19 protein-coding genes are annotated in these 21,674 nt (G+C 66.9%); 2 read left to right on the forward strand and 17 right to left on the reverse strand.

Annotated features, from left to right (window positions below; translation table 11 throughout):
- Window positions 1-63: 63 nt before the first annotated feature.
- From rpoB to rplJ, 14 genes are all read right to left on the reverse strand, one after another.
- On the reverse strand, window positions 64-3,534 hold the full coding sequence (gene rpoB / locus AB0F44_RS10365) for a DNA-directed RNA polymerase subunit beta (RefSeq protein WP_350663358.1): 3,471 nt from the start codon (window positions 3,532-3,534) through the stop codon (window positions 64-66).
- Between the two features lie 349 nt (window positions 3,535-3,883).
- On the reverse strand, window positions 3,884-4,810 hold the full coding sequence (locus AB0F44_RS10370; RefSeq protein WP_357355077.1) for a DnaJ domain-containing protein: 927 nt from the start codon (window positions 4,808-4,810) through the stop codon (window positions 3,884-3,886).
- Window positions 4,807-5,439, reverse strand: a complete 633-nt coding sequence (locus tag AB0F44_RS10375; RefSeq protein WP_357355079.1) for a hypothetical protein — start codon at window positions 5,437-5,439, stop codon at window positions 4,807-4,809. The genes AB0F44_RS10370 and AB0F44_RS10375 overlap by 4 nt, the downstream gene beginning before the upstream one ends.
- Before the next feature lie 135 nt (window positions 5,440-5,574).
- A complete protein-coding gene (locus AB0F44_RS10380; RefSeq protein ID WP_357355081.1) occupies window positions 5,575-6,843 on the reverse strand; it encodes an MlaD family protein in 1,269 nt (422 codons plus the stop codon).
- Entirely contained in the window at window positions 6,840-8,321 is a 1,482-nt protein-coding gene (locus AB0F44_RS10385) for an MCE family protein (protein ID WP_357355083.1), read from the reverse strand. The genes AB0F44_RS10380 and AB0F44_RS10385 overlap by 4 nt, the downstream gene beginning before the upstream one ends.
- Window positions 8,322-8,350: 29 nt before the next feature.
- Window positions 8,351-9,490, reverse strand: a complete 1,140-nt coding sequence (locus tag AB0F44_RS10390) for an MCE family protein (RefSeq protein ID WP_357355085.1) — start codon at window positions 9,488-9,490, stop codon at window positions 8,351-8,353.
- Window positions 9,487-10,461 carry an MCE family protein gene (locus AB0F44_RS10395; RefSeq protein ID WP_357355086.1) on the reverse strand — a complete coding sequence of 325 codons (975 nt, stop codon included), beginning with the start codon at window positions 10,459-10,461 and terminating at the stop codon, window positions 9,487-9,489. The genes AB0F44_RS10390 and AB0F44_RS10395 overlap by 4 nt, the downstream gene beginning before the upstream one ends.
- Entirely contained in the window at window positions 10,458-11,510 is a 1,053-nt protein-coding gene (locus AB0F44_RS10400; protein ID WP_350663343.1) for an MlaD family protein, read from the reverse strand. The genes AB0F44_RS10395 and AB0F44_RS10400 overlap by 4 nt, the downstream gene beginning before the upstream one ends.
- The gene (locus AB0F44_RS10405; protein ID WP_357355088.1) at window positions 11,507-12,868 is read right to left on the reverse strand and encodes an MCE family protein; all 1,362 of its coding nucleotides are present in this window, start codon (window positions 12,866-12,868) and stop codon (window positions 11,507-11,509) included. Before AB0F44_RS10405 ends, AB0F44_RS10400 begins: the two co-directional genes overlap by 4 nt.
- Window positions 12,865-13,692, reverse strand: coding sequence for an ABC transporter permease (locus tag AB0F44_RS10410; protein ID WP_350663339.1), 828 nt, complete (start codon window positions 13,690-13,692; stop codon window positions 12,865-12,867). The genes AB0F44_RS10405 and AB0F44_RS10410 overlap by 4 nt, the downstream gene beginning before the upstream one ends.
- Before the next feature lie 12 nt (window positions 13,693-13,704).
- Window positions 13,705-14,490 carry an ABC transporter permease gene (locus tag AB0F44_RS10415; RefSeq protein WP_160025586.1) on the reverse strand — a complete coding sequence of 262 codons (786 nt, stop codon included), beginning with the start codon at window positions 14,488-14,490 and terminating at the stop codon, window positions 13,705-13,707.
- Entirely contained in the window at window positions 14,490-15,473 is a 984-nt protein-coding gene (locus AB0F44_RS10420; protein WP_350663337.1) for an ABC transporter ATP-binding protein, read from the reverse strand. The genes AB0F44_RS10415 and AB0F44_RS10420 overlap by 1 nt, the downstream gene beginning before the upstream one ends.
- A 394-nt stretch (window positions 15,474-15,867) precedes the next feature.
- Window positions 15,868-16,254, reverse strand: coding sequence for a 50S ribosomal protein L7/L12 (gene rplL, locus AB0F44_RS10425; RefSeq protein WP_141802532.1), 387 nt, complete (start codon window positions 16,252-16,254; stop codon window positions 15,868-15,870).
- 93 nt (window positions 16,255-16,347) lie between these two features.
- Window positions 16,348-16,929 carry a 50S ribosomal protein L10 gene (gene rplJ, locus AB0F44_RS10430; RefSeq protein WP_357355092.1) on the reverse strand — a complete coding sequence of 194 codons (582 nt, stop codon included), beginning with the start codon at window positions 16,927-16,929 and terminating at the stop codon, window positions 16,348-16,350.
- A 242-nt stretch (window positions 16,930-17,171) separates the two neighbouring features.
- Between rplJ and AB0F44_RS10435 the strand changes: the two genes are divergently transcribed.
- Together AB0F44_RS10435 and AB0F44_RS10440 are read left to right on the forward strand one after the other, a co-directional pair.
- Window positions 17,172-18,161, forward strand: a complete 990-nt coding sequence (locus tag AB0F44_RS10435) for an aldo/keto reductase (protein WP_357355094.1) — start codon at window positions 17,172-17,174, stop codon at window positions 18,159-18,161.
- 150 nt (window positions 18,162-18,311) lie between these two features.
- Window positions 18,312-19,526 carry an MFS transporter gene (locus AB0F44_RS10440; protein WP_357355096.1) on the forward strand — a complete coding sequence of 405 codons (1,215 nt, stop codon included), beginning with the start codon at window positions 18,312-18,314 and terminating at the stop codon, window positions 19,524-19,526.
- Here AB0F44_RS10440 and AB0F44_RS10445 read toward each other — a convergent pair.
- Genes AB0F44_RS10445 through AB0F44_RS10455 form a run of 3 tightly spaced genes read right to left on the reverse strand, consistent with a single transcriptional unit; the run spans window position 19,506 to window position 21,673 of the window.
- A complete protein-coding gene (locus AB0F44_RS10445; protein ID WP_357355098.1) occupies window positions 19,506-20,216 on the reverse strand; it encodes a maleylpyruvate isomerase family mycothiol-dependent enzyme in 711 nt (236 codons plus the stop codon). The genes AB0F44_RS10440 and AB0F44_RS10445 overlap by 21 nt on opposite strands.
- 32 nt (window positions 20,217-20,248) lie before the next feature.
- Window positions 20,249-21,124: an aminoglycoside phosphotransferase family protein gene (locus tag AB0F44_RS10450; protein ID WP_357355100.1), complete on the reverse strand. Its 876-nt coding sequence runs from the start codon at window positions 21,122-21,124 to the stop codon at window positions 20,249-20,251.
- Between the two features lie 9 nt (window positions 21,125-21,133).
- The gene (locus tag AB0F44_RS10455) at window positions 21,134-21,673 is read right to left on the reverse strand and encodes a CGNR zinc finger domain-containing protein (RefSeq protein ID WP_357355102.1); all 540 of its coding nucleotides are present in this window, start codon (window positions 21,671-21,673) and stop codon (window positions 21,134-21,136) included.
- Window position 21,674: the final 1 nt, after the last annotated feature.

A 21,674-nucleotide genomic window follows, 5' to 3' on the forward strand; every position in this document is an offset into this window, starting at 1 on the left:
TCTTGGAAAGTTCAAAGGGGACTGAGGGAGGGGAGGTACGCCCGGGGGCGTACCTCCCGCTCGTCAGACTTCCTCTACGGAAGAGGGCTCGCGACGGGAGAGGTCGATGCCGAGCTCCTCGGCGGCGCGGAAGACGTCTTCCTCCGCGTCACGAAGCTCGATCGCCGAACCGTCCTGGCTCAGCACCTCGACGTTCAGGCACAGCGACTGCATCTCCTTGACGAGAACCTTGAACGACTCCGGGATGCCCGAGTCGGGGATGTTCTCGCCCTTGACGATCGCCTCGTACACCTTCACGCGGCCGGGCACGTCGTCCGACTTGATGGTGAGGAGCTCCTGCAGGGCGTAGGCGGCGCCGTACGCCTCCATCGCCCAGACCTCCATCTCACCGAAGCGCTGGCCACCGAACTGGGCCTTACCGCCGAGCGGCTGCTGGGTGATCATCGAGTACGGACCGGTCGAACGCGCGTGGATCTTGTCGTCGACCAGGTGGTGCAGCTTGAGGATGTACATGTAGCCCACGGCCACCGGCTCCGGGAACGGCTCGCCGGAGCGACCGTCGAAGAGGCGGGCCTTGCCGTCGGTGCCGACCACGCGTCGACCGTCCCGGTTCGGGAGGGTCGCGCTGAGCAGACCGGTGATCTCGTCCTCACGCGCACCGTCGAAGACCGGGGTGGCCACCTTGGTGCCCGGGTCGGCCTTGTCGGCGTGGATCTTGATGAGGCGCTGCTTCCAGGCGCTGTCCTCGGGGTCCTCGGAGAGGTTGAGGTCCCAGCCCTGCTTGGCGAGCCAGCCGAGGTGGAGCTCCAGGACCTGCCCGATGTTCATACGACGCGGAACACCGAGCGGGTTGAGCAGAACGTCGACCGGGGTGCCGTCCTCCATGAACGGCATGTCCTCGACCGGCAGGATCTTCGCGATGACGCCCTTGTTGCCGTGACGGCCGGCGAGCTTGTCACCCACGGAGATCTTGCGCTTCTGCGCCACGTAGACCCGAACCAGCTGGTTCACGCCCGGGGGCAGCTCGTCGCCCTCCTCACGGTCGAAGACGCGGACACCGATGACGGTGCCCTCCTCGCCGTGCGGAACCTTCATCGAGGTGTCGCGGACCTCGCGCGCCTTCTCACCGAAGATCGCGCGGAGCAGGCGCTCCTCCGGGGTCAGCTCGGTCTCGCCCTTCGGGGTGACCTTGCCGACCAGGATGTCACCGGTGGTGACCTCGGCGCCGATGCGGATGATGCCGCGCTCGTCGAGGTCGGCCAGCATCTCCTCGGAGACGTTCGGGATGTCCCGGGTGATCTCCTCCGGACCCAGCTTGGTGTCGCGAGCGTCGACCTCGTGCTCCTCGATGTGGATCGAGGTGAGGTAGTCCTGCTGCACCAGACGCTGGGAGAGGATGATCGCGTCCTCGTAGTTGTGGCCCTGCCACGACTGGAAGGCGACCAGGAGGTTGGCACCCAGCGCCATCTCGGCACCCTGGGTCGCCGGACCGTCGGCCAGCGGGGAGCCGACCTCGACCCGGGCGCCCTCGTCGACCAGCGGCTGCTGGTTGACGCAGTTGCCCTGGTTGGAGCGCTCGAACTTCGCGAGCTTGTACGAGGTGTAGGTGCCGTCGTCGTTGAGGGTCTCGATCAGGTCGGAGGAGACCTCCTTGACCACACCGGCCTTCTTCGCGACGAGCACGTCACCGGCGTCGACAGCCGCGCGGTACTCGATGCCCGTGCCGACCAGCGGCGAGTCGCTGCGGACCAGCGGCACCGCCTGACGCTGCATGTTGGCGCCCATGAGCGCACGGTTGGCGTCGTCGTGCTCGAGGAACGGGATTAGCGCGGTCGCGACCGACACCATCTGGCGCGGCGAGACGTCGATGTAGTCGACCTCGTCGGCCAGGAGCTCGGAGACCTCACCGTCGCGCTGGCGGACCAGCACGCGCTCGGTCGCGAACTTCATGTTCTCGTCGACAGCCGCGTTGGCCTGCGCGATGACGTAGCGGTCCTCGTCGTCGGCGGTCAGGTAGTCGATCTTGTCGGTGACGACGCCGTTCTCCACCTTGCGGTAGGGCGTCTCGACGAAACCGAACGGGTTGATCCGGCCGAAGGAGGCCAGCGAACCGATCAGACCGATGTTGGGACCTTCAGGGGTCTCGATCGGACACATCCGGCCGTAGTGCGACGGGTGGACGTCTCGGACCTCCATGCCGGCGCGGTCACGAGAGAGACCACCCGGGCCGAGAGCCGACAGACGCCGCTTGTGCGTCAGGCCCGCGAGCGGGTTGTTCTGGTCCATGAACTGCGACAGCTGCGAGGTGCCGAAGAACTCCTTCAGCGCAGCGACCACGGGACGGATGTTGATCAGGGACTGCGGCGTGATCGCCTCGACGTCCTGGGTCGTCATCCGCTCGCGCACCACGCGCTCCATACGAGCAAGGCCCGTACGCAGCTGGTTCTGGATCAGCTCGCCGACCGTACGCATCCGGCGGTTGCCGAAGTGGTCGATGTCGTCAGCAGCGATGTCGATCGTGCCCTGCGGCATGTCGAGCTGCGCACGCCCGTCGTGGAGCGCCACGACGTACTTGATCGTCGCGACGATGTCGTCGACGGTCAGGGTCTGCTGGTCGAAGGCCTCGGTCAGACCGAGCTTCTTGTTGACCTTGTAGCGACCGACCTTGGCGGTGTCGTAGCGCTTCGGGTTGAAGTAGTAGTTGTTCAGCAGCGTCTGCGCGGCCTCACGCGTCGGGGGCTCGCCCGGGCGCAGCTTGCGGTAGATGTCGAGCAGCGCGTCGTCCTGAGCGGTGGTGCTGTCCTTCTCGAGGGTCAGCATCATCGACTCGTACTCGCCGAACTCCTCGCGGATCTGCTCGTTGGTCCAGCCGAGGGCCTTGAGCAGCACCGTGACGTTCTGCTTGCGCTTGCGGTCGAGGCGGACGCCGACCAGGTCGCGCTTGTCGATCTCGAACTCGAGCCAGGCGCCGCGGCTCGGGATCAGCTTGGCGGTGTAGATGTCCTTGTCGGACGTCTTGTCGGCGGTGCGCTCGAAGTAGACGCCCGGGGACCGGACGAGCTGCGAGACGACAACACGCTCGGTGCCGTTGATGACGAAGGTGCCCTGTTCGGTCATGAGCGGGAAGTCGCCCATGAAGACCGTCTGGCCCTTGATCTCACCGGTGTCGTTGTTGGTGAACTCCGCCGAGACATAGAGAGGCGCGGAGTAGGTGAAGTCCTTCTCCTTGCACTCCTCGACGGTGTACTTGGGGTCGTAGAAGACAGGGCTCTCGAACGAGAGGGACATCGTCTCCGAGAAGTCCTCGATCGGGGAGATCTCCTCGAAGATCTCCTGTAGACCGGACTTGTGAGACACGTCCTCGCCCGCTGCTTCGCGGGCGGCAACCTGCTCCTGCCAGCGCTCGTTACCGATCAGCCAGTCGAAGCTGTCAGTCTGGAGGGCGAGGAGCTTGGGAAGCTCGAGAGGCTCTGAGATCTTAGCGAAAGAGATGCGGCGAGGGGTGGAGTCACCCGACGAGGTGCGCGCGGCCAAGAGGAATCCTTCGACAAGGTTCGCAGGTGGATTCGCGCTGCCGACCACCGAACAGCCACCGGGCAGGCTGAGGGGCATATGAAGGCATGCGCAAAGCGCCATAGTACGGCACAAAAGCGCACTTCACAACACCGGGCCTAATTAAAAGTCCGGAGTACCTTCATTCACACCTGCGGCGCTCGAACCTCGGCGTTGTCGGTGCAGTGCCATTGTCGAGCATCGCGGATGATCATGCGCCCCATCGGCACCCCGGGTCAAGCATCCGCGCCAATCGGTCCGACCCACGGAAAAGTTATTCCAATCACTTGACAGGTAGCGCAAAAGCCTGGAAGGCCAGGTCAGCTCGGGCCTAGTCCTGGCTCGGCTGCGTCTCGACCTTGTCCACCAGCCACTCGTCGCCGACCTTGGCCATCGTGAGCATCGCGTACTCCTGGTAGCCGATCGGGGTGCTCCGCTGGGCGTTGGTGACCTGACGGTCGACCAGCACGAGGATCTGCACGGTGTCCTCGGCGACCCGGATGACGCCGGCGTCGACCGGGGCGAGCGTCTTCACCACGGTCTTCGTCTCGGGGACGTTGTCGACGAGGACCGCGAAGAGCCGGTCGTAGTCCTCCCGGTAGTCCTTCGTCATCACGTCGTGAGCCTTGCTCTTCGACTCATCCATCTTGCTGTAGTCGTAGGAGAGCAGCGGAACGGCTGCCTTCTTCGCCGCCTCAAGCGCCTCGCCGCCCTGCTCCTCGACGAGGAGCTTGTGGTTGCGGGTGATCTGCTTGCCCACCGCGCCCTCGACGGTGCTGGTCGTGACGTTGTTGTTGGAGACGGTGGCGACCTTCTCCTGCCCGAAGAAGACGACGCCGGCAGCGATGACCGCGGCCAGGGCGAGGGCGCCGGCAGCGATCAGCGCCCACGTCGGCAGCAGCGGCAGCGTACGGCCGGCGGCCGCACTCTCCGCGGCGTCGGGCTCCTCGTCGGCGGGCTCGTCCTCGCCAGAGGCGACGACTGCCGCCTCGTCCTTGACGTCGGCGGCCTCGTCAGCCTCGAGGTCGTCCTCCTCGACCGCAGCCTCCTCGAGAGCGGCCAGCTCCGCGTCGTACGCAGCCCGCTTCTTCTCGTCCAGCAGGACCGCGGCGGCTTCGTTGAGGGTGCGGAAGCGGCGGTCGGTGGGGTCCAGGTCGGCGATCGCGGACTTCCACGCCGCGCGGATGTCGTCGGTGGCGGCATCGGGCTCGACGTCGAGCAGGTCGTACCAGGTCGGACTAGTCATCGTGGAACTCATGGTGTCACCCCTTCGCTGCTTTCCGAAGTAGGAGCTTCCTCGGCGGGGTACCAGTCGTCGACCAGCCACTTCCCGTTCTGCTTCACGAGCTCCACCTCCGTCCGCGAGAGCTGGCGGGCGGCCTCGACGCGCTCCTCGGAGCCCTCGGCCTTCGGGTAGCTGATCGCGAGCTCGGCGACGACGAGCACGGTCGCGCTGTCCTCGTCGAGGCCGGCGACGCCCGTGCTGTGCACGCTCGTGGTGCGACCGACGCCCTGCTGGACGACGGTGGCCTCGGCGAACGCGACGTTGCCCAGGAAGCTCTTCTCGAACTTCGGGGTCAGCAGCTCACCCACCCGCTCGCGGTACTTCGGCATCGTCTTCTTGTCGCTGCCGACGTCCTCGGGACCGTAGGTGTTGACCCGGCCGACGAACTTGTCGGCCGCCGACATCACCTGCTCGCGCTGGCTCACCACCGACTCATCCGCCCCGCGGGTCAGCTGCCAGCCGACGTAGCCGACGGCAGCCAGGATCACGGCGATCAGCAGGGCCAGGACGCCCCAGCGGAGCAGTGCGCCCCGCCTCGCGGTCGTCTGGTCGGTCTCTGAGCCGGTCTCCGTATCGGGGCCGGGGTCGGTCGTGGTGCTCAAAACGGATCACTCTCTGTGGTCAGCGGCTCCAGGAGCCATTTCCAAGCATCAACACCGTACGCCGCGGGCGAATCGGTCGATGCGGCAGCGCTCCGGGCCCCGACCCCGGTCGGCTGCTTGGTGGTCAGGGGTCGGCTACTCGGTCTCCATCGGCTGCAGGTAGAGCCACTTCCAGGCGTCGTCGCCGTAGGCGGACGGAGCCGCGGTCGACACGGTGGCATCCTCGGCCTCGCCCCAGGTCAGCTCGCCGGTCTCCGGGTCGAAGCTGGCGATCGAGTCGGTGCCACCGACGGCGGCACGCGGGATCTGGCTGGAGCCGCGCGGGTTCGATTTGCTCGGGTCCTCGGTGCAGGAGACCTCGGTGTTGAAGGGACGGCTCTGCAGGTCCAGCGGGCTGCGCTTCTTCGTGCTCTCGTAGCCCTGCTTGCACGGCGCCTGGCTGGTCAGCGCCATCCCGAAGTGGGCCTGCGCCAGGCCGGGGTGGCCGACGTCGACGACCGCGAAGCTGCCCTCGACGACGACCGGGAAGATGGAGAGCAGGTGCTTGACGCCGGGCAGGTTCTTCCGCACGACCTTGCCGGTCACCAGCACCTCGTTGAGGAGCTCGCCGATCTCCACGCCGTTCTGCTCCAGGAACTGGCGCAGCTCGACCGAGCTGGCCGAACCGCTCTCGATCAGCCTGATCAGGTCCTTGTTGGAGCCGGCCAGGGTGCCGGTGAACAGCTCCAGGTCGGTCGCGAACGACTTGATCGCCGAGCTGCTGTCCAGCTGGCCCTGGAGGACCGTGTTGCTGTCCCGGATCAGCTGGGTGGTGAGGGCGAAGTTCTGGTCGGCGGTCTCGACGAAGGCGGTGCCGGTGTCGATGATGGTCTGCAGGTCCTGACCGGTGCCGGCGAAGCCCTTGCCGAGCTCGTCGATGGTCGTCGTGAGCGCCTTCTGGTCGACCGAGTTCACCGTCGTGGTGACGTCCTCGAGGAGCTTCTCGGTCGGCAGCGGCGTGGTCGTCGCGGCGCGGGCGATCTCGGAGCCGTCCTCGAGGTAGGGCCCGCCCTTCGACTGCGGCTGCAGCTCGACGTACTGCTCACCGACGGCGGAGCGGTTGCCGACCACGGCGAGGCTGTCGGCCGGGATCTTCTCCTGCCAGTCCTTGTCGATCTTCAGGGTCACGTCGACACCGCTGCGGTTGAGCACCAGCTCGCCGACCTGGCCGATCTTGACGCCTCGGTAGTCGACCTCGGCGTCCTCGTAGATGCCGCCGGACTGCTCGAAGTGGGCCATCACGACGTAGTGGTCCTTGACGAACAGCGACCCCAGACGGGCGTAGCGCGCACCGACGAAGCTGACCCCGACGAGGGTGATCAGCAAGAAGATCATCAGCTGCATCTTCGTACGGCGGGTGATCATGAGACGCCCTCCTGGTGAGTGTTGCTCGAGGTGCTCAGCGCCGGGATCATCAACGAGGTCAGACCGGGGTCGAGCTCCTTGCTCAGCTCGTCGTACGTCACCGCATGCGTCCCTGGCGTCGCGCCGGCGCGACAGAACAGGATCAGCACGCACCCGGAGCCGTCATCGGTGGTGCTTCCGCCGTTGGACGAGGGCGCCCCGATCCCGAGCAGACCGTCGAGGGTCTTACCGATCGAACCCAGCACGCCCGTCACACACGCCTGGGGCGCCGAGGAGGACTGTCCGGTCAGCACCTCCTGGCAGGTGTCGATGGCGCTGGCCAGCCCGCCGTCCTTGCAGACGTTCGTGAGGTTGTTGAGCCAGTCGAGAGCCGTCTCCTCGTCGGGATACGTCTTCAGCTTCCGGTTGATCTCCTCGAGACCCCAGCAGACGGTGTCGCCGACCCGAGGCGCGTTCTGGAGCAGCGTGTCGAGGTTGAGGTCGACGGTGACGTCGAGGTTGACGAAGTCACCCATGTGCAGGTTGCGCGCAGCCTGCGGCGAACCACCGACCGCCGCGTCGACGAACGGGTAGGTCAGGATCGTGTTCATCGCCCGGACGAAGTCGTCGCCGGAGTCGGCCAGGTTCGACAGGAGCGGCTTGAGGTCCTTGATGATGCCGATCGTGTTGTCCTTGGACGCCCGGATGACGCGTACGCCGGTGTCTCCGAGCCGCTCCAGGGCCTTGAGCATCTTGACCAGGTCGGCGCGCTGCTTGTCGAGGCTGGAGAGCGCCGAGGGCAGCTCGTCGAGGGCGGCGTCGATGGAGCCCATCTGCGCGTTGGTGGCCTTCGCCAGCGCGTCGAGCGCCTCGATGGCCGCGACGATCTTCTCCTTGTTGTTGTCGAGGTCGCGCGCCAGCTTCTCCACCTGGTGGAGTACGGAGCGGGCGGAGTCCTCGCGGCCCGCGAGGGCCTTGTTGAGCTCGGTCGAGATCGTCTTCAGCTGGGCGACGCCACCACCGTTGAGCAGCAGGCTCAGCGCACTGAAGACCTCTTCGATCTCCGGGTTGCGGCCGGTCTGCGACAGCGGGATGGTCGAGCCATCGGTGAGCTTGGCGGAATCGGGCTCTGCCGGCCGCTCCAGCGAGACGAACTTCTCGCCCAGCAGGGAGGTCTGCTGGATCGACGCGCGGGCGTTGCTCGGAAGGCTGACATCCTTCTTCAGCAGCATCTCGACGGTCGCGACACCGTCGTCGAGCCAGATCTTGTTGATCTTGCCGACGTCGATGTCCTCGAGCTTGACGGTCGACTGGGGCACCAGGTCGAGAGTGTCCTGGAACTGCGCGGTGACCGAGATCGCGTCGTCACCGGCGTCGACGCCGCCCGGGAGCGGGAGGTCGTAGACGGAGAAGGTGCCGCAGCCGGTCAGCATCAGGGCGCCGGCGATCACGCCGACGAACGCCTGGAGGGTGCGCTTCATCGTGGTCTTCGTGGTCATCACGTTTGGCTTCGGGCTCCGTTTCAGCATTACTTCACCTCCACGAGGCCGCCGAGCGACATGTCATAGGGCACTCCGTAGGACGAACCGGTGCCGAGACCGATCGCCGCGGAGCGGTTCAGGCCCGGCATCTGCCGGATCTGCGAGCAGATCTCGGCGCTGCTGCCGTTGGTCGCCTGGTCCACGAGGCTGCACAGGAACGAAGCCGGGTTCTCGATGATCTCGTCGAGGACCATGGTGATGTTGGCGTTGGTGTCGAGCGTGGCCGTCTCCGGGTTGTAGGCCAGGCCCAGGTTGTTGAGCGCCAGCGGAGCGGTCCGGAGGCTCTCGTCGAGAGCCTTGCGCTGCTTCACCAGGACCTTGCCGATCCGGTTGAGGCCCTGGATGTCCTCGCGCAGGATCGACTTGTTGTCACGGACGAACTGGGTCACCTTGCTCAGCGCGATCGAGAGGTTCTTCATGGACGCGGCGAGCTCTTCGCGCTCGCCCTCCAGCATCGAGGAGACTTCGGCGAGCGCCTGGGCGAAGTCGCGTACGGTCTTGTCGTTCTCGGCGAGCGTGCCGATGAAGCCTTCGAGCTGCTCGGCGGAGTCGAAGAACTGCTCATCACGGTTGTCGAGCACCTTGGTCAGCTTGCCTAGGTCGCCGACGGTCGAGTTGATCTTCTCGCCCTGGCCGCCGAGGTTCTTCGCGGTCTGCTGCAGCAGGTCGGTGAGGGCGCCGTTCTTGTTGGCTCCGTCGGGACCGATCGCGACGACGAGGTCGTCGACGCTGGAGTAGATCTGGTCGAGCTCGACCGGGACGGAGGTCTTGTCGGTGCTGAGCACCGCACCGTCGGCCAGCTTCTTGCCGCCGTCGTAGGCGGGCGTGACCTGGACGTAGCGGTCGCCGACGATCGACGGCGAGATGATCACGGCCTTGGCGTCCGCGGGCAGGTCGACGTCGCTCTTGTATTCCAGGGTGACCTTCACGTCGGTGCCGTTCGGCTCGACCGCGGTCACCTTGCCGACGGCGACGCCGAGCACGCGCAGGTCGCTGCCCTCGTAGAGCGAGACCGTGCGCGGGAAGTGCGCCACGAGCGTCTTCTCACCGGTGTCGCGGACCAGCGCCCAGGCGCCGACCCCAAGGATGAGAGCACCGACGATGATCGGAACGATGATCTTGTTCACGGGGTCCTCCCAGTGAGAGCCGGGACGGGAGGCATGTTCTGGATGTAGGTGTCCCACCAGGGACCGTTGCCCAGAGTGTTGTTGAAGACCTTGTAGAACGGCGCCATCAGCCGCAGGGACTTCTCGAGGTTCTCCTCGTTCTTCGTGAAGACGTCGAGGATCACGTCGAGGCTCTCCAGCGCCGGCTTGAGGTCAGCGCGGCTGTCATCGACCAGCTGGGAGAGCTCCTTCGAGAGCTGCTGGGTCGAGATGAGCAGGTTGTGGACCGCCTCGCGCCGCTCGACCAGCGCCGCGAAGAGCTGGTTGGCGTCGTTCATCAGCGTGATCAGGTCCTCATCGCGCTCGTCGAGCACCTTCGTCACCCGGTCGAGCTGGGTGAGCAGCGACTCGATGCGCTCGTCCTTGGCGGCCAGGTTGCGGGAGAGGTCGGAGACGCCGGTGAGGGCTGCCTGGAACTCCTCGGGCGTCGACCGGGTCAGGTCGGCGAGCGTGGTGAGCGCCGCGGCGAGCTGGTCCTTGTCGATGTTGGCGGAGGTGTCGGCCAGGCCCTCGAAGGCCTCGACCACGTCGTAGGGAGACTCCGTGCGGTCCACCGGGATGGTGGCTCCCGCCTTCATCTGGCCCTCTCCGGCCGGCTGCAGCTCGAGGAACATGTCGCCGAGCAGCGTCTTCACGCGTACGCCGGCTCCGGAGTTCTCCCCGAAGTTGACCTTCTCGCGGATCTTGAAGCCGACCTTGACCTGGTTGCCGTCGAGCTCGATCGAGTTGACCTTGCCCACCCGGACACCGGCCACCCGGACCTCGTCGCCGGTCTTCAGGCCACCGGCCTCGGAGAAGTTGGCGTAGTAGGTGGTGCCACCACCGATCAGCGGCAGGCTGTCGGCCTTGAACGCCATCACCATCAGCATGACGAGGACGGCGATCGAGACGATGCCGATCTTGACTGGGTTACGTTCGCGGAAGGGAATCATCCGAGGTTGCACCTCGCTTGACCGGGCTCGTAGAGCGGAATCTCGAGGTCCTTGCCCTCAGGGTCGCGGATCGTGCCCCGCAGACCGCACAGGTAGAAGTTGAACCAACCGCCGTAGCTGGCCGTCGCACCGATCTTGTCCAGCTTGATCGGCTGGAGCTCGAGGGCGTCGTCGAGCTGTCGCTTGTCCTTGGCCACCTCGTCGGAGAACCTCCGGGCCTGGCGCAGGTCCTCCAAGAGCGGGTCCTTCGCCTCGTGCACCAGGCCGGCGGTCTCCACGGAGAGCGCCGAGATCTGGTCCAGGGAGCCGAGGATCGCCTCGCGGTCGTTGTTGAGACCGCCGACGAAGTCACGGAAGGTCACGATCAGGCTGGAGAGCTCCTTCTCGCGATCGCCCACGTGCTCGAGCACCTCGGTGAGGTTGTCGATCAGGGCGTTGATGACCTGGTCCTTCTCGGCCAGCGTCGAGGTCAACGAGGCCGTGTGGGAGAGCAGGCTCTCCAGCGTGCCGCCCTCGCCCTGGAAGACCTGGACGATCTCGTACGACAGGGTGTTGACGTCGTTGGGTGAAAGCGCCTGGAAGAGCGGCTTGAACCCGTTGAAGAGCACCGTCAGATCGAGCGCCGGGTGGGTCCGCCCGACCGGGATGGTCTGGCCCTCCTGCATCGCGGAGGCGTCGCCGACCAGCTGGTTGGTCAGCGCGAGGTAGCGCTGGCCGATCAGGTTGCGGTACTTGATCGTCGCCTCGGTCGTGGTCGCGATCTGCTGCGCGCTGTCGACCGTGAAGGTGACCACCGCGCTGCGGGCGTCGTCCGAGATCTCGATGCCCTTGACCGAGCCGACCTTGACGCCGGAGATGCGTACGTCGTCGCCCTTGTTCACACCGGTGACGTCGGTGAAGACCGCCTTGTATTCATCGGTCTGACCGAAGGTGACGTTGCCGATGGTGATGGCGAGCAGTGCGGTGGCCAGCGTCGTGACGATCACGAAGATGACCAGCTTCCAGAAGTCCTGGAAGGTCTTGGCGTCGAAGAGCTTCACTGCGCTCATTCGTAGCTCACCTCCGCTCCACGCGCGGCCGGACCGAGCAGCAGCCCGCCGAGGTCCGGGACCTCACTGGCGGTCATGCCCATGCCGGGGGCGAACAGCTCGTTGATGACATCGGCCTCGGCCGACGTACCGACATAGGACAGGGCCGAGTAGTCGGTCGTGCCTGCGGCGGAGCGCATGACGCCCTTTCCGGTGGGCTCGTCGACACCGTCGTTCTTATTGGGGAATGGCGCGAACGGCTTCTTCTGGCTCCAGGACGCGTTCGGCATCTCACCGCAGTAGGGTCCGCTGTCCTCGCCGTAGCGCGGCTTGTCCTTGGTCGAGTAGGGACGCGCCTGGTGCGGCAGCGTCTCCAGCGTGATGTGGACGGTGTTGTTGCGGAACACTTCGGTGAACTCGTCAGTCAGGATGTCCATGCCGCCGATGAGGCAGGGAAGCATCGGGGCGTAACGGGCCAGCGCCTGGGTGACCGGCCGGCCGACCTCGCCGACCTGGATCAGCGTGTCGCCGTTGTCGTCGAGGAACTGGTCGGCGGTGTTGGAGAACGCGGTGACGTCGGTCAGCATCTTCTTGAGCTCCACCTCGCGGTCCTCGAGCGTGGTCGCGGTGACGATGGTGTTGCGCAGGATCTGACCGATCTCCGGGAGCACGGCCTGGTAGGTGCCGGAGACCTCGGTGGCGAGCTCGAGGTCCTCGATCAGCGCCGGGATCTCGGGATTCAGCCGCTTCAGGTAGGAGTCGAGTGTGTCGAGCGACTCCCCCAGCTTGTCGCCGCGACCCTCGAGGGCGGTGGCGAGCGCGTTGAGCGTGTTGTTGAGGTCGGCCGGCTGGATCGTCCGCAGCAGCGGGTAGAGGTCACGCAGCACGGCCTGGACCTCGGTGGCCATCTTGGTCTTCTCGATGACGGCACCGGCCTGAATCGGCTCGGTGAAGTCGGTGTCGGGCGGGACCAGCGAGACGTACTTCTGGCCGAAGAGGGTCTTGGGGAGGATCGCGCCGGTCACGTCCGGGTGGACCTTGCTGATCTCCTCGGGGAACAGCCCCAGGGTCAGCTCGGCGCCCTCGTCGGTCGGCTTCATCTCGAGGACCTCGCCCACGATCAGGCCGCGGACCTTGACGTCGGCACGGTCGGGGAGCTGCAGACCGATGCGGTCGGCCTTGAGCGTGATCTCCTCGAAGTTCCCGAACTTGTTGGTGAACTGCGCCCAGGTCAGCCCGAGCGCGGCCAGGACCAGCGCGATGAAGACGATCCCGAGGATCTTGCCCTTCTGCCTGCCCCAGGCCAGCGCCGCGGCGCTCCTCTTGTGGGGCGTGGGCAGATGGTGCTGGGTCTCGTCAGGTGCGAGTGTCTGAGTCATCCCGCCAACCTCACTGTCGTCGTGCTGCCCCAGATCGCCATCGAGAGCATCAGGTCGAGCACGGAGACGGCGACGATGCTCGTTCGCACCGCCTTGCCGACCGCGACACCGACCCCTGCGGGGCCGCCGGAGGCGTTGTAGCCGTGGTAGCAGTGGATCAGGATCACCACGACCGCGAAGATCAGGACCTTGCCGAAGGACCACAGCACGTCGATGGGCGGCAGGAACGTGTTGAAGTAGTGGTCGTACGTGCCCGCGCTCTGGCCGTAGAAGAGGATCACCGTGAACCGAGTGGCGACGTAGGAGGAGAGCAGGCCGACCACGTAGAGCGGCACGATCGCGATCAGGCCGCCGATCATCCGCGTGGTGACGAGGAATGGCAGCGACGGGATCGCCATGACCTCGAGGGCATCCACCTCTTCGGAGATGCGCATCGCGCCGAGCTGGGCCGTGAAGCCGCACCCGACCGTCGCCGCGAGCGCGATGCCCGCCACCAGCGGCGCGATCTCACGGGTGTTGAAGTAGGCCGACACGAAGCCGGAGAACGCAGAGGTGCCGAGCTGGTCGAGCGCGGTGTAGCCCGAGAGGCCGACCTGAGCCCCGGTGAAGAAGGTCATCGCCAGGATCACGCCGACGGTGCCGCCGATGACGGCCAGCGCCCCCGACCCGAGGGTGACCTCGGCGAGGATCCGGAGGATCTCCTTCTTGTAGCGCCGCAGTGTGCGCGGGAACCACGAGATCGCGCGCAGGTAGAAGCCGAGCTCGTCACCGAGGTGGTCGAGGCTCTTGGCAGGCTTCTCGTAGATCGCCTTGATGTTCGCCATCCGTCTCGCCTCCTATCCGGACTTGCTCGGGATGATCTGCAGGAAGATCGCAGACATCACGAAGTTGACGATGAACAGCAGCAGGAACGTGATGACGACCGACTGGTTGACGGCGTCGCCGACGCCCTTCGGGCCACCGCCGGCGTTCATGCCCATGTACGAAGCCACAATCGCCGCGATCAGACCGAACACCAGCGCCTTCGCGAGGCCCTGCCACAGGTCGGCCATCTGCGCGAGCGCGGTGAAGCTGGCCAGGTAGGCACCGGGGGTGCCGCCCTGGATGATGACGTTGAAGACGTACCCGCCCATGACGCCGACGATCGAGACCAGGCCGTTGAGGAAGACCGCGATCATCATGCAGGCGAGAACGCGCGGGACCACCAGCCGCTGGATCGGGTCGATGCCCAGAACCATCATCGCGTCGAGCTCTTCGCGGATCTTCCGAGCGCCCAGGTCGGCGGCGATGGCCGAGCCACCGGCACCGGCGACCAGCAGTGCGGTCGCGATCGGGGCAGCCTGCTGGACGACCGCGAGGACCGCGGCCGATCCGACGAAGGACTGCGCGCCGAACTGCGCCACCAGGCCACCCACCTGCAGCGCGATGACCGCACCGAAGGGGATTGCGACCAGCGCGGTCGGGACGATCGTCACCGACGCGATGAACCACGCCTGCTGGATGAACTCTCGGAACTGGAAGGGGCGCCGGAACACGGCTCGCCCCACGTCCAGACCGAACGCGAAGAGTGAGCCAGCGGTCCCGATCGGTTTCAGGACCCTGGCGGCGGTCAGGGATGACATCAGTAAGGAGCCTCTGTGGGGTCTGCTTTCACGCCGCCGGGGGCCATGGCCGCATCTGCCCGGAAGGAGCCCGGGGGCGGGGTGACACCGTTCTCTCGGCACCAGGCGCCCGGCGGCCGCTGGTACTTGCGCGGGATGCCGTTGGACGGCTCGAGCTGCATCGGGATCGGCGGCAGCGGCGGTAGGCCCATGTCCTTCTCCGCGGCCAGCTCGTCGGCGTCCTTCTCCTCCGACATACCGATCGGGCCGATCGTCTGGGCGTTGAGGAACTGCCGCACCACCGGCTCCTCGGAGCTCAGCAGCATCTCGCGGGGCCCGTACATCGCCAGGTGCTTGTGGTAGAGCAGGCCGATGTTGTCCGGAACCGTACGCGTCGAGTTGATGTCGTGGGTCACGATCAGGAACGTCGCGTCGATCTGCGCGTTCAGATCGATGAAGAGCTGGTTGATGAACGCCGTACGCACCGGGTCAAGACCCGAGTCGGGCTCGTCGATCAGCAGGATCTCGGGGTCGAGGACCAGCGCACGCGCCAAGCCGGCACGCTTGCGCATACCACCGGAGATCTCGCCGGGAAGCTTGTTCTCGGCGCCGATGAGACCAACCAGGTCCATCTTCTCCATGACGATGTTGCGGATCTCGGACTCGCTCTTCTTCGTGTGCTCACGAAGCGGGAACGCGACATTGTCGAAGAGATCCATCGAACCGAACATGGCGCCGTCCTGGAACAGCACACCGAACAGCTTGCGAACCTCGTAGAGGTCACGCTCCGAGCAGCTGGCGATGTCGACACCCTCGATGACCACAGAGCCCGTGTCGGGCTTGATCAGACCGATCAGAGTCTTGAGGAGCACCGACTTACCCGTGCCGGACGGACCCAGCATCACGCTGATCTCGCCCGCAGGCAGCGTCAGCGTGACATCCTTCCAGATGAGCTGCTTACCAAAGCTCTTGGTCAGCCCTTCGATCTTTACGTCTACACCCATCCGGGCCGGCTCCCTTCCTGTTCGCGGGGTTCTCCCTCAAGTCCCCCACTGCCCGACTAACGGCAGAGTGTGACGGAGGTTACGCACTTCCTGCGACACGCGTCACACTTTTGTAAACCATGGCGGCCTGCGAACGATGACGGTGATCACCACCCGAGACGAACTCCCCCAGCCAACACGTCGACGGTCGGATTGCGACCCTTCGCGCTCGGTGTGTGTTCAAGATAACGAAACAAACCGCGAGAGGCTACTCAGGAGTAGCAACCCGCGGTTTGAACGATCGCAGCACTACGCTGCAACCTGACCGATCTGTTGCGGAACTGTGTCCGCGATGTAGAAAGCCCGGGCCCGGCGGAATCCGCCGAACCCGGGCTCAAGGGCCGAAGCCCTCAGATCACTTGACGGTGACCGTGGCGCCGGCGGCCTCGAGGGCCTCCTTCGCCTTGTCAGCGGTCTCCTTGTTGGCGGCCTCGAGGACAGCCTTGGGGGCGCCCTCGACGAGCTCCTTGGCCTCCTTCAGACCGAGGGAGGTCAGAGCGCGCACCTCCTTGATGACGTTGATCTTCTTGTCGCCAGCGGCCTCGAGGATGACGTCGAACTCGTCCTTGGCCTCCTCAGCGGCAGCGGCGGGGGCGCCCGGGGCGCCAGCGGCGGCAACGGCGACCGGAGCGGCAGCGGTGACACCGAAGGTGTCCTCGAAGGCCTTGACGAACTCGGAGAGCTCGATGAGGGTGAGCTCCTTGAAAGCGTCGAGCAGCTCGTCGGTGGAGAGCTTCGCCATGATGGCATTTCCTTTCGTGTTGACCCTGTGCGTTTTTCTGTGAGTACGCAGCGGGGCCGGGTTACAGGTGGTGGTTAGTTACGACCGGGGCCATCAGGCCTCGGCCGGAGCCTCCTCGGCGGCAGCCGGCTCAGCGGCACCACCTGCGAGGATCGAGGGGTCCTCCGCGGCCTTGGCCTCGAGAGCGGCAGCGAGCTGCGCGGTCTTCGAGGGCAGAGCGTTGAAGGCGTACAGAGCCTGCGACAGCGACGCGGTGAACGCGCCCGCAAGCTTGGCGAGCAGGACCTCGCGCGACTCGAGGTCGGCAAGCTTGCCAACCTCAGCAGCGTCGATGGCCTTGCCGTCGAGGTACCCGCCCTTGATGACAAGGTTGGGGTTGGCCTTGGCAAAGTCACGCAGACCCTTGGCCGCCTCGACGACGTCACCCTTGATGAAGGCGATCGCGGTCGGGCCGGTCAGCAGGTCGTCGAAGCCTTCGATGCCGCTCTGGGTGGCAGCGATCTTGGCCAGCGTGTTCTTGACCACGGCGTAGTTTGCGTGCTCACCGAGCGAGCGACGAAGAGTCTTCAGCTCGCCCACGGTGAGACCGCGGTACTCGGTCAGCACGGCGCCGGTCGAGGCGCTGAACTCGTCAGCGATCTCGGCAACGGCAGCCTGCTTGTCAGCCCGCGCCATGGGTCTCCTTCTTCCGGGAATCGATTCCACCGGTGAGGGCCCTGCATGACAAACGCCCCGAGCGCAGGCTCAGGGCGTGACGTACGATCTCGTCTTGCTCTTCCCCTACGCTGGCCGTCCGCATCCTGCGGAACCTTCGATCGAGTGCATGCGCACCTGACAACCGGCGGTCTCTGGTTTCAGACAACAATTATGCGTACGCCGCGGGGTGCGGCCAAATCGGCGGGCAGTACCTTGGCGGCATGGAGAGCCATACCTTCGGAAGGATCGGTCGCTCGGCGTCGGTCATCGGTCTCGGCACCTGGCAGCTCGGCGCCGACTGGGGCGAGGTCAGCGAGTCGGATGCGCTGGCGGTGCTCGAGGCCGCGGTGGGCGACGGGGTGACCTTCCTGGACACCGCCGACGTCTATGGGGACGGCCGCAGCGAGCAGGTGATCGGGCGGTTCCTGCGGTCGCACGAAGGGATCTTCGTGGCGACGAAGATGGGGCGCCGGGTGGACCAGGTGCCCTCGAACTACACGCTCGCCGCCTTCCGCGAGTGGCTCGATCGCTCGCGCACCAACCTCGGGGTCGACACGATCGACCTGGTGCAGCTGCACTGCCCGCCGTCGGAGACGATCGAGTCCTCGGCGACCTATGACGCGCTGGACACCCTCGTCTCGGAGGGGGTGATCGCTGCGTACGGCGTCAGCGTGGAGACGTGCGACCAGGCCCTGGCCGCGATCGCGAGGCCCAACGTGGCCTCCGTCCAGATCATCCTGAACGCGTTCCGGCTCAAGCCGCTGGACCGCGTGCTTCCGGCGGCCGCGGAGGCAGGGGTCGGGATCATCGCTCGGGTGCCGCTCGCATCGGGGCTGCTGTCGGGCCGCTACTCGGAGTCGACGACGTTCGCCGCAGACGACCACCGCACCTACAACCGCCATGGCGAGGCCTTCGACGTCGGCGAGACCTTCTCCGGCGTCGACTTCGCCACCGGCGTCAAGGCCGCGCAGGAGTTCTCCGCTCTGGTCTCCGAGCACGGTCCCGAGGGCGCTACGCCCGCCCAGGTCGCGCTCGCCTGGGTCGCCCAGCAGCCCGGCGTCACCACCGTCATCCCCGGCGCCCGCAACACCACCCAGGCCCACGCCAACTCCGCCGCCGGCTCGCTGCCCGCGCTCTCCGAGGAGCTGCTCACCGGCGTACGCCGGATCTACGACACCCACTTCCGCGAGGCCGTCCACTCCCGCTGGTGACGATCCCCCGCCGAGGCGTCACTCGCGTCGGCCGAGTGGGCACTGTGCTGCCGTCTCGGCCGACCTGAGTGACGTCTCGACCGACGGGCCTGACGTCTCGCCCGGCGTACAAATAGTGAGCCTCGGTAATGAATCGGGCAGAGTAAAGGCGTGACGACGGAGACGACGACCGAGTTCCGGTTCCGAGACATCGCGCTGGTGGCGTACGCGCCCTCGATCGTCAGCTCCATGGGGCACGGTGCGGTGATGCCGGTGCTGGCGCTACGGGCCTCCGACCTGGGCGCGGACGCGTCGATGGCCGCGTTCGTGGTCGCACTGCTCGGGATCGGGTCGCTGGCCACCTCGTTGCCCGCGGGGTCGCTGGTGGCGCGGATAGGCGAGCGGCGGACGCTGATGGGCGCCGGGGCTCTCGACGCGGTCGCGATGACCGTGGCGTTCCTCAGCAGCTCGGTCGCCGTGCTCGCCATCGCCGTGTTCGTGAGCGGGATGAGCTGGACGGCGTTCCTGATCGCGCGACAGGGCTTCCTCATCGACGCGACCCCGCTCTCCCATCGAGCCCGGGCGATGTCACTCCTGGGCGGGTCGTTCCGGCTCGGGGTCTTCGTCGGACCGCTGCTCGGCGCCGGGCTCATCCACCTCTTCGGTCTTCCCGCGGTCTTCCTGTTCGCGGCCGCGATGTCACTGTGCTCAGCGGTGATCGGCGGCTGGATGCCCGAGCTCGGCCGGACCCGCTCGCGCGAGCAGGGGCATCTGAGCGTACGCAGCGTGCTGTGGACCCACCGCCGGACCTTCGCCACGCTCGGGGTGGCGGTGGTGATCATCGGGATCTCGCGGTCCGTACGCACCGGCCTGCTCCCGCTCTGGGCCGACCACATCCACCTCGAGGCCTCGGTCGTGTCCCTGCTCTTCGCCGGGGCGGCGCTGGTCGACATCGCTCTCACGCTTCCCGGCGGCTGGCTGCTCGATCACCGCGGGCGTCAGGTCGTGGCGATCCCGGTGGTGCTCGCCGTCGGCCTCGGCTGCCTGCTGCTCCCCCTCACCCACGACGCGCTCAGCCTGGGCGCGGTGATGGCACTGATCGCGATCGGCAACGGCCTCGGCTCGGGGATCGTGATGACGCTCGGCGCCGATGCCGCACCTGCCGATGGACGCGCCCAGTTCCTCGGCGGCTGGCGGCTGTGCGGCGACCTCGGCGGCACCGGCGGACCGCTCCTGGTCTCCGGCCTGGCCGCGGTCTTCTCGATCGCCGCCGCTCCGGTCGCGCTCGGTCTCTTCTCGCTCGCCGGGGCGGTCTGGGTCGGCTACTGGACCGGCCACGCAGACCGTGTCCGACTACAGGCCCGGCTAGGGAACGAGCGCGCGTGAGAGTGCCTCCGCCAACGCTGCCTCGTCACCGGTGACGGTCAGGTCGGCGGACCGGGGCGTCGTACGACCCCAGAGAAGTAGGGCCAGGTCACGCGCGGATCCGGTCACGGAGACCTTCTGCACCGCGTTCGGAGCCCCGATCGCCCAGGTCTGCTCGATGTCGGTCGCGGTCAGCTCGATGCGGGTGACGACCTTGCGCGTACGCTTCAGGGCGATCTGCCGCGGGTACATCACGGTCAGCACCTCATCGACCGTGTCGGCCCAGAGCTCCGGGGTCGCCTCAGGTGCGGAGAGCCCGAGCGCGGCGCGGATGTCCCAGAGGTGGACCAGGGTCTCGTGCACCTGACGCCGGAACCAGAACGAGACCGGCCCACGGCCGTCCTCGGTCAGCCCGTTGAGGATCCGGCCGGTCGCCTCCGGCCCCAGCGTCGAGAGCGTCGCGCGCAACTCGGCGGCCTGGGCCTCATAGGCCGCGACCAGGTCCAACGGCACCGGCAACGGCTCCTCGTCCTCGTCGCGCGCCATCGCCGCAGCCCAGTGGTGCACCCCCGCCAGATGATCGGCCAGGTCTCCGATCGACCAGTCGTCGCAGGACGGAACCGGCACGTCCGGGTCGGCCTGCTTCAGCGCGGCCGCGAACTCGGCCTGCAGCGCACCGAGGGTCACGAAGTAGTCGTCAGGCGTTGGCACGTCGCAGACCCTACCGACCGCGAGGGTCGGTCTCAGCCGCATCTCGTCATGACCGCGGCGAGCCGCCTTTCCAGGCGCACCAGGTCGGCGGGGTCGGTGATGAACGACGTCTTGCCGGGCGGTGGGAGGAAGCCGACGACGTCCATCACGTCGAAGTACGGCTGCGACGGACGGCCGGTCGTCGTGACGTACGCATCGGCGAACCGGTCCGCGACCTCGGTCCCGTGCGTGATCGCAAGATTGGTTGCACAGTGGGCCACATCCAGCCAGGCCGGGCCGATCGACGTCTCGACCCAGTCGACGACACCGCTGACCTCGCCGCGATCCCACAGCACGTTGCGCGGCTGGAAGTCGCGGTGGATGAAGCAGGGATCGTACGCCGGTGGCTCGCCGCGCAGCAGCGCAAAGGCGTCCTCCCACAGACCTGCGTCCGCGGCCCACGCCGGGACGACGAACTTCGCCTCCCACGCCCATGACTGGTAGCTGCGTACGTCGATCGTCGGCTCGACCGCGTGAATGCTCGCCAGCAGCTCGGCGAGCCGCAGGAGCGAGGCGTCGTCGCTCCGCTGCGGCTCGATCGCCCCCGGAAGCAGCGTCATCAGGTGCGCCGGGTGTCCGCACCGCTCACCCGTGGCGTCGACCGCGAGCGACCGCGGCGCAGGAACTTCGGTGGTTGCGAGCATCCGCTGGGTCTCGCTCTCCCGGGTGGTGAGCTGCTCGCCGTGCGTACGCCACGGCTCGTTGGTCATCAGCCGGAGCACGACTGCCTCGTGCAGCCTCGGGGTGATCGCCAGCATGGTCGACGTCCAGCCACCAGAGAGGCGTCGCGCCTCACCGATCTGCTCCCCCAGCACTTCCTCGACCCACTCGAGCGCGGCAGAGCAGTCAACCCCGGGATCGGTTCGCACGCTGCAAACCTACTTCTGGCGGGCGCGGTGGGCGGCCGCTTTCACACGGCTTTGGCAGCGGGTGGAGCAGAATCGGCGGCCGGCGTTCTTGGAGATGTCCACGAAGACGCGGTCGCACGGGTCTGCCTGGCAGACGCCGAGTCGGCCGGCCAGGTCGGAGCCGATCGCCAGCGCGAGGCCGGCGGCGATTCCCGCACCCCAGCCGATGACGAGGCCGGGGTCGCGTCCGTGGAAGTGCAGGGCCCAGCCTCCCCCTCGGGCCCGGTCGAGCTGCGGTACCGAGCCCATCTCGCGCATGAGCGCGTTGACCGCGGTGGCGGCGGTGTCGAGGTCGCCGCCCGCCGCTGCCTCGAACACGACTCGCAGCGACTCGGCGAGCGCGACCATCCCGTCCGCATCGGCTTCCTCTGCCTGGGGCTGGTAGTCGGGACGGGCGAGCAGGTCGCTGACGACCTTCGCCCGCCGGCCAGAGGGAGGCGGCTGCACCGGGCGGGTGCCGTCGTGCCCCGGGGTCAGGGCGTTGACGAGTTTGCAGGCTTGCTCGGTCACC

The sequence above is a fragment of the Nocardioides sp. NPDC023903 genome (assembly GCF_040639295.1).
Classification (GTDB): domain Bacteria; phylum Actinomycetota; class Actinomycetes; order Propionibacteriales; family Nocardioidaceae; genus Nocardioides.